The organism is Gammaproteobacteria bacterium (genome assembly GCA_013001575.1).
Taxonomy (GTDB): domain Bacteria; phylum Pseudomonadota; class Gammaproteobacteria; order Steroidobacterales; family JABDMI01; genus JABDMI01.
The window spans coordinates 1-7087 of sequence record JABDMI010000079.1; the positions used below are offsets into that span (position 1 = coordinate 1).

Annotated in this window: 9 protein-coding genes; all 9 read right to left on the reverse strand. The window is 48.1% G+C overall.

Features of this window, described 5'->3' with window-relative positions:
* Positions 1–453: DUF2063 domain-containing protein (locus HKN88_06910; protein NNC97786.1), on the reverse strand; the 453-nt coding region annotated here is incomplete at its 3' end.
* Positions 454–455: 2 nt separating this feature from the next.
* On the reverse strand, positions 456–1343 hold the full coding sequence (locus tag HKN88_06915) for a DUF692 domain-containing protein (GenBank protein NNC97787.1): 888 nt from the start codon (positions 1341–1343) through the stop codon (positions 456–458).
* An 11-nt stretch (positions 1344–1354) separates the two neighbouring features.
* Positions 1355–1798, reverse strand: a complete 444-nt coding sequence (locus HKN88_06920; protein ID NNC97788.1) for a DUF1841 family protein — start codon at positions 1796–1798, stop codon at positions 1355–1357.
* A gap of 44 nt (positions 1799–1842) precedes the next feature.
* A complete protein-coding gene (gene nth, locus HKN88_06925) occupies positions 1843–2490 on the reverse strand; it encodes an endonuclease III (protein ID NNC97789.1) in 648 nt (215 codons plus the stop codon).
* 5 nt (positions 2491–2495) lie between these two features.
* A complete protein-coding gene (locus tag HKN88_06930) occupies positions 2496–3194 on the reverse strand; it encodes an electron transport complex subunit E (protein NNC97790.1) in 699 nt (232 codons plus the stop codon).
* The gene (rsxG, locus tag HKN88_06935) at positions 3191–3862 is read right to left on the reverse strand and encodes an electron transport complex subunit RsxG (GenBank protein ID NNC97791.1); all 672 of its coding nucleotides are present in this window, start codon (positions 3860–3862) and stop codon (positions 3191–3193) included. Before rsxG ends, HKN88_06930 begins: the two co-directional genes overlap by 4 nt.
* A gap of 12 nt (positions 3863–3874) precedes the next feature.
* The gene (rsxD, locus tag HKN88_06940; GenBank protein NNC97792.1) at positions 3875–4936 is read right to left on the reverse strand and encodes an electron transport complex subunit RsxD; all 1062 of its coding nucleotides are present in this window, start codon (positions 4934–4936) and stop codon (positions 3875–3877) included.
* Positions 4936–6534 carry an electron transport complex subunit RsxC gene (rsxC, locus tag HKN88_06945; protein NNC97793.1) on the reverse strand — a complete coding sequence of 533 codons (1599 nt, stop codon included), beginning with the start codon at positions 6532–6534 and terminating at the stop codon, positions 4936–4938. The genes rsxD and rsxC overlap by 1 nt, the downstream gene beginning before the upstream one ends.
* Positions 6534–7085, reverse strand: coding sequence for an electron transport complex subunit RsxB (rsxB, locus tag HKN88_06950; GenBank protein NNC97794.1), 552 nt, complete (start codon positions 7083–7085; stop codon positions 6534–6536). The genes rsxC and rsxB overlap by 1 nt, the downstream gene beginning before the upstream one ends.
* Positions 7086–7087: the final 2 nt, after the last annotated feature.

Genomic DNA, 7087 nt, shown 5'->3' on the forward strand with positions numbered 1-7087 from the left:
GTAGGGTGACTGCAGCAATAAATCACCGTCAGGATCAATCTTATCCAGTTCCGGTTCCACGTCCATGACCGAAACTGCCAATTCAACCCACTCGTAATGCGCCAGCTCAAGCATGAATGGCGGGTCGTTTTCCCCGGGTTGATAAGTGTTCTGCAAAAATTCGACAAACTCGGAGGAAACCTCCAAAAACATCGGGGTATGTGCTTTATGCCCGATCATGAATTCACGGATCAATTTGTCCCATTGTTCTTGCGAGTAGAACTGGCGCAAGACCGGAAAGGTTTGCGTTACCAAACCTTTGATATTGCTAAAAAACAAATCGCGGTAGATCTTCAGGCGTCTATCTTCGATATTTTCGGGCGGATTGCTGTGTTCAGGGTCGCGTAAATGCTGTGCGAAATTCAATTGCACTTTTTGAAAATCTTTGAGTTTTTTTTCTGACGATTCAGACATTTTCAGGCAACGTGTCTTGAGCTTTTGTTTACTGCAAGGCGTTGTGTTTGCAAAGTCCTAATGCGATCGGCTTCTTGCATCAGCTCAGGGAGTGGAGGGATATTAAAATCACGCTCAAGCAGGGTCGGTACCGCGCCAAAATGATCATAGGCCTTGTCTAATAGCTCCCAAACCTCATGGCACACATCTGATCCATGAGTATCAACGCGCAAATCTTCTGCTTCCACAAAGTGACCGGCAACATGGAAATACACTACGCGTTCTTTGGGCATATTCTTCAGGAAATTTTCCGCATCGTATTGATGGTTTATGCTGTTTACAAATATGTTATTGATATCGAGTAACAAGTCGCAGTCGGCTTCGTCTAGTACAGCTTTAACAAATTCCGTTTCACTCAATTCTTGACCAGGCGCGGCGTAATAGGAAACATTCTCAACGGCGATACGTCGCTCCAGAATATCCTGTACCCGTTTGATGCGCTCTGCCACATAGTGCACAGCTTCCCCGGTAAAGGGGATGGGCATGAGGTCATACAAATGTCCATAGTCACTGCAATAGCTGAGGTGCTCGGTATAAAACCGGATGGAATGCTCGTCGAGAAAGGTTTTGATGTTGCGCACAAACTCTTCGTCTAAGGGGGCCGGAGAGCCGATCGACAAAGACAGTCCATGCGTTACAAAAGGGTAGCGCTCCGTGAAAGCACGAAATTGTTTTTTCAATTTGCCACCAGCACCCATCCAGTTTTCCGGAGCAACTTCGAAAAAATTCAAACGCTCTTTATTAAATAGCTCTTGTGCAGACTGTTCGAGAGCGCTGGCCATTTCACGGCGTAATCCAATGCCCACGCCCTGAACCGGGTACTCGCTGAATTGACGATTATTAGTAGTCATAGTTGTCATGCTTATACAGTATGAGATGGAAGGCGTTGTTTTAACAGGCTCAAATAGCGTTGTTCGTCCGGAGCAAGCCCCTGGCGTTGCGCGTCCCATAATATTTCACCCAGAGTCTCGATCATATTGTGTTCGGCGACATGCGCATCCTCATAGTATTCACAATAAGCACGAAAGGTATCTTGTATACCCGCCGGGCGATTTGTGCCTAATTGCTCACGTAAAGCCAAATGCATGCCCATGTGTAAAAAAGGATTACTTTGGCCGGTTTCCACACTAAAATCCGCGTCACTGTTGTGATCCGGATCGGCAAAAAAGGCATTGTATTCCGGGTGCAAGTGCATGACATCCGCAATCTGGGCCTCTAGCGGCAACAAGGGGCTGTTATTTTGCAGCTTTTGCCAAACCGCGAAAAAGAATTGTCGGGTCTGGTCGCGCTGATCTCCGTAAAACATAATTCTCCGATGTTGATAATGACCTGTTGGCTAGGGTAATTATTTCATGAATCCACGTTGCTGACGGTCTTGTGTTTGTAATCACACAGATCGGCGATCAGGCAATTGGGACAATCAGGGCGGCGCGCCTTACACACATATCGACCATGCAGGATCATCCAGTGGTGCGCATCCACAATAAATTCCTCAGGGATTAGCCGCAGCAAGCGTTTTTCCACTTCCAATACAGTTTTGCCTTTTCCCAATCCGGTGCGATTGGCTACCCTGAATATATGTGTGTCCACAGCCATGGTGGGTTCACCAAAGGCGGTATTCAAAACCACGTTTGCGGTTTTTCTGCCGACTCCGGGCAGGGCCTGAAGTTCCTCGCGCGTGCGTGGCACTTGACCGTCATGCTTTTCCAACAAAATTTTGCATGTGGCAATAATATTTTTTGCCTTGCCATTGTATAAGCCTATGGTTTTGACATAGGTCTTGAGTTTACTCAAACCCAGATCCAGAATAGCTTGAGGCGTATTGGCCACGGCATACAATTTATCGGTTGCCTTGTTTACCCCCACATCGGTGGCTTGCGCAGAGAGAATTACTGCAATCAATAATTCAAAGGGTGAGGAATAATTCAACTCCGTACGTGGATCAGGATTTTTTTCGTGCCAGCGTTTAAATATTTCGCTGCGCTTTGCCTTGTTCATATTTTTTAAACGCTGGCTGGAGTTAATTCAACATGTTGTGGAACAGATTCACTGCTACTCGCAGGGTATCTTTTGTCGATCAGGTTTTTCATGGCAATCAACAGGCCTAAAAAGAAAAACGCTCCGGGCGGCAGGATTGCCAGTAAAAATCCGTGCTCACTGGGAAAAAGTTGAATTTGCCAGTTTGTCGCATTGGCTCCAAACAGCATTTCAGCATTTCTCATTAAACTGCCGTACCCAACTAATTCCCGAATTGCGCCCAGAACAACAAGTACCAGGGCAAAACCCGCGCCCATACTGAAACCGTCAAGCATTGACAGTAGAGGTGAATTTTTAGAAGCAAAACTTTCGGCTCTTCCGATGATTGCGCAATTGGTAACGATTAATGGAATAAAAATACCCAGGGCTAAAAAGAGTTCATGCAGGTAAGCATTCATGACCAGTTCAACGCAGGTCACCAGCGCCGCAATTATCAAAACGTACACCGGAATGCGTACTTCGGGACGCACTATGTTGCGTATCAGTGACACACTCAGGTTTGAGAACATCAGTACAAACAAAGTTGCCAATCCCAGCCCCAGACCGTTGATCAGCGTACCGCTGACCGCGAGCAGAGGACATAAACCAAGCAGTTGCACGATACCCGGATTATTGGTCCAGAAACCATTTTTCAGTATTTGTTGCGCGCTTAATTCAGAGCTCACGGATTTTTTCCTGCTTCTTGTTGTGCAAAGATGCTCGATCTGTTCTCGTTATAATACAGCAAGGCATTACTGAGGGCTTTAATCACGGCACGTGGAGTAATGGTTGCCCCGGTTAATTGGTCAAATTGGCCACCGTCTTTTTTAACTTGCCAATCCGCTAATTCCGGGTCCTCTAAACTTCGTTGCCTGAACTGGGTAATCCAGTTGGAACGTTTTATTTCGATAGGATCGCCCAGACCGGGTGTTTCTTTGTGTTCAAGCACTCTGACCGCGTGAATGTGGCCTGCGTAATCGAGGCCGAGAATTATCTTAATCTTGCCGTTATAACCATTCGGCGCTACCGCAGTGAGTATGGCACCATTGGGTTTTCCATTTAAGTATGCAGGATAAACCCTAACCGTTTCAGGGCCAAGTAGCGGAGCGTTAACCAGGTAGCTGTCATTGACAAGTTGATTGTTGAATTGATCAGGCGGCATTACCTCGGCAAGACTCGCAAGTAAAAACGCCTGTTGATTCTGGAGAATGCGTTCGGATGTACCACGTTGGGTGATGATCACCAGACTCATGGCCACTAAACTGAATGCAGCAAGTAACAAGGCCGACCATAGCACGGCTTTTGACGCTTGCTCGTCCGGTGCAGGTGATTGTGTGGGTTCGGTTTCTTGCATGAGTCTATTTGTTTAGCTTTTCGCTTTTTTGGTTTTGCTTTTACCGTGTCCGTAAACGCGAGGTTTGAAATAATAATCAATTAAAGGTACACACATGTTCATCAAAAGCACCGCAAAAGCAACGGCGTCCGGATAACCGCCCCAGTTACGGATCACATAGATCAGCACGCCGATCCCGATCCCATAAATTATTCGTCCCATGTTGCTGGTGGCGGCAGTGACCGGATCTGTGGCTATAAAAAAGGCGCATAGAATTGCGGCGCCACTGAAAATATGAAAACCGGCTTTGGCGTAATGGTCAGGGTCAAACATGTTGAACATGCCAGCCATCACCGCGAGGCTTGCGAGCACCGCCACAGGGATGTGCCAGCGGATCACTTTCATGAACATCAGGTAAATACCACCAATTGCAATATAGTTATTGATCCACTCCCAACCATGTGCGCCTTGTGAACCAAAGATCGGGTGAGTTTTGATCTCGGACATGGTGCGCATTTCGCCCAGATCGGTTTTCAATAGATCGAGTGGGGTCGCGCTGGTCACCGCGTCCAGACTGGCGGGTGTTGGCAGACTCCCACTTAATACATAACTCAAAGTTTGCCCGAACGATACGCTGTCGAGGCCAAGGTCTACACCGCGTGGCGGTAGCCACACTGTCAACTCTTGCGGGAAAGAGATCAACACCACAACATAACCGGCCATGGCGGGATTGAAAATGTTATATCCCAGTCCGCCATAAACGTGTTTCGCCAGGAGCACGGCAAATGCTACGGCGATAACCGTGACATACCAGGCGGTTAAGGGTGGTAAACAGAAGGCGATGAGTATTGCAGTAACCACAACACTTAGATCACCGAGTGCGGGTAAGCCGGGTTTGTTTTGTAACCGTAAAGCCAGAAATTCACACAGCAGGGCAGTAATTGTGGCGATGCCCAAATTAATCACGATTCCCCAGCCGAAGTACCAGACATACGCGATCAAGGCCGGCACTAAGGCAAGCAGCACATGCAGCATCATTTTTGTGACGGTGTTTTTTGGCCTGATGAAAGGCGATGACTGGGTCGGGAAATGCATTAGTTAGCATCTCCTGAGTTATTTCTGTCAGTATTTGAACTTTTGCGTTGTTTAACCCGCTGCATGATCTCGTCAATTGCCGAACTGTCTTTGCTGGCGAGTTTTTGCGTCCGGGCTTTTTTCGCAGCCAGGCGCTCGGCGCGTTGTGTGGCTATTTTCTCGAGACGCTGTTCACGCTTTTCAAAGCGCATTTTGGCTTGTTCGGCCAGACGAATTTGTTCATCGCGTTGACGTATTTCACTCTTGGCGTGGCGAAAATATTGCACTAATGGTATGTGACTGGGGCATACATAGTCACACGCACCACATTCAATACAATCGGCAAGATTGAAGCGCTGTGCTTCATGATAGTTTTTAGCCTGACTGTACCAGTAGAGTTGTTGTGGCAAGAGACCAGCCGGACACACTTGCGCACATTCGCCACAGCGAATACAGGCAAGGGCTTGTTTGGGTTGTGTATTCTTTCTGGTGGATACCAGGACGCAATTCATGGCCTTGACTACCGGTACCGCATCACTGTGCAAGCTGATGCCCATCAAGGACCCGCCCATGATCAGCTGATGCAATTGTTGCTTGTCTTTATAGCCACCGCAAAATTCTATCAACTCGGATACCGGAGTGCCCAACATGGCCATGACATTTTGCGGGAACTTGATGCCATCACCGGTTACCGTGACCACCCGACTGATCAAGGGCATATCATCTATTACGGCGTCGCGTATGGCTTTTATGGTGCCCACATTCAACATTAAGTAACCAAGATCCAGCGGCAGGCCATTGGGTGATATTTCTTTACCGGTTAAACTTTGAATCAACTGTTTTTCACCGCCTTGCGGGTAAAGGCTGGGCAGTGAATACAGTTCAATGCGGGCGTCGTTGTATTCGCGTAATGCTTGTTTAACAAAACGCAAAGCTTCCGGCTTGTTATTTTCAATAGCAAACATGCAACGTTCAGCGCCGGTGATCTGTAAGACTATTCCAATGCCTTCCAGCAAGTCATCGGCGTATTCCTGCATGAGTTTATCGTCACAGGAAATATACGGTTCACATTCCGCGCCATTGATCACAACTGTATGCAGATCCGGTAAGTTTTTCTGATTTGCTGATATTCGATTGTCTTGACTATTTTTCAGTTTTATTTCGGTCGGAAAAACCGCACCGCCCAATCCAACAATACCGTGTTTACGGATGATCTCGATGATTGTTTGATTATCGAGATTTTTATAGTCACGTTCGGTGACAGGGCGTTCTATCCACATGTCCATGCCGTCCGGGATCAAGCGAATGCATGTGTCACTAAGATTGGACGGGTGCGGCACCGGGTAGTCGGAAATTGCGACGATCATTCCCGAAGTGGGCGCATGGATATTGGCGCTGACCGATCCGTGTGCTGCGGCCAGTAACTGGCCTTTTAAAACCTGTTCGCCAATAGAGACCAATGGTGTAGCCGCATTGCCGCTGTGTTGACGCAAGGGCAAGATTATTTGGCCGGGTATTGGAGTGTGACGAATGCGATCAGCTGTCGATTCATCTTTGTTAGCATTGACTTCAATCCCGCCGGTAAAGCGGTAGGGGGCTTCACGTAAGGGTACATCCATTACAGACTCCCTTCGGAAACGGTTTTGTTAGTTGATAACTGAGGCAGTGGCCATTGCCAGTCATGAATGCCTTCTTGCACCGGAACCATATCAATACAATCGACTGGACAAGGTGGTAAACACAGATCACAGCCGGTGCATTCCGCCGCGATCACGGTGTGCATTTGTTTGGCGGCACCCAGGATCGCATCAACCGGACAAGCTTGAATGCATAAGGTGCATCCGATGCACGTGGCTTCGTCGATCACCGCCACCGTCCTGGGGCTTTCTTCACCATGCTCCGGATTCAGAGGTTTGCTTTGTAGTCCAAGCAGGTCGGCCAATTCACGTATTGTGGTTTCACCCCCGGGCGGGCATTGATTGATGTCCGCTTCACCTTTGGCGATGGCTGTGGCATAGGGTTTGCAACCCGGGTATGTGCATTGCCCACACTGGGTTTGTGGCAATAGTGCATTGATCTTTTCAACCAGCGGGTCTTCGCGCGTTGCCCAACGAACCGCAGCCAGTCCCAGGAGTGCGCCACAGATCAAGGCAATAATGACAAAGATCAGGA

What these genes read in the sequence shown, in the direction of transcription:
- HKN88_06915 (NNC97787.1), bottom strand. Translation starts at nt 1,343, where the DNA reads ATGACTACTAATAATCGTCAATTCAGCGAGTACCCGGTTCAGGGCGTG.
- HKN88_06920 (NNC97788.1), bottom strand. Translation starts at nt 1,798, where the DNA reads ATGTTTTACGGAGATCAGCGCGACCAGACCCGACAATTCTTTTTCGCG.
- nth (NNC97789.1), bottom strand. Translation starts at nt 2,490, where the DNA reads ATGAACAAGGCAAAGCGCAGCGAAATATTTAAACGCTGGCACGAAAAA.
- rsxG (NNC97791.1), bottom strand. Translation starts at nt 3,862, where the DNA reads ATGCAAGAAACCGAACCCACACAATCACCTGCACCGGACGAGCAAGCG.
- rsxD (NNC97792.1), bottom strand. Translation starts at nt 4,936, where the DNA reads ATGCATTTCCCGACCCAGTCATCGCCTTTCATCAGGCCAAAAAACACC.
- rsxC (NNC97793.1), bottom strand. Translation starts at nt 6,534, where the DNA reads ATGGATGTACCCTTACGTGAAGCCCCCTACCGCTTTACCGGCGGGATT.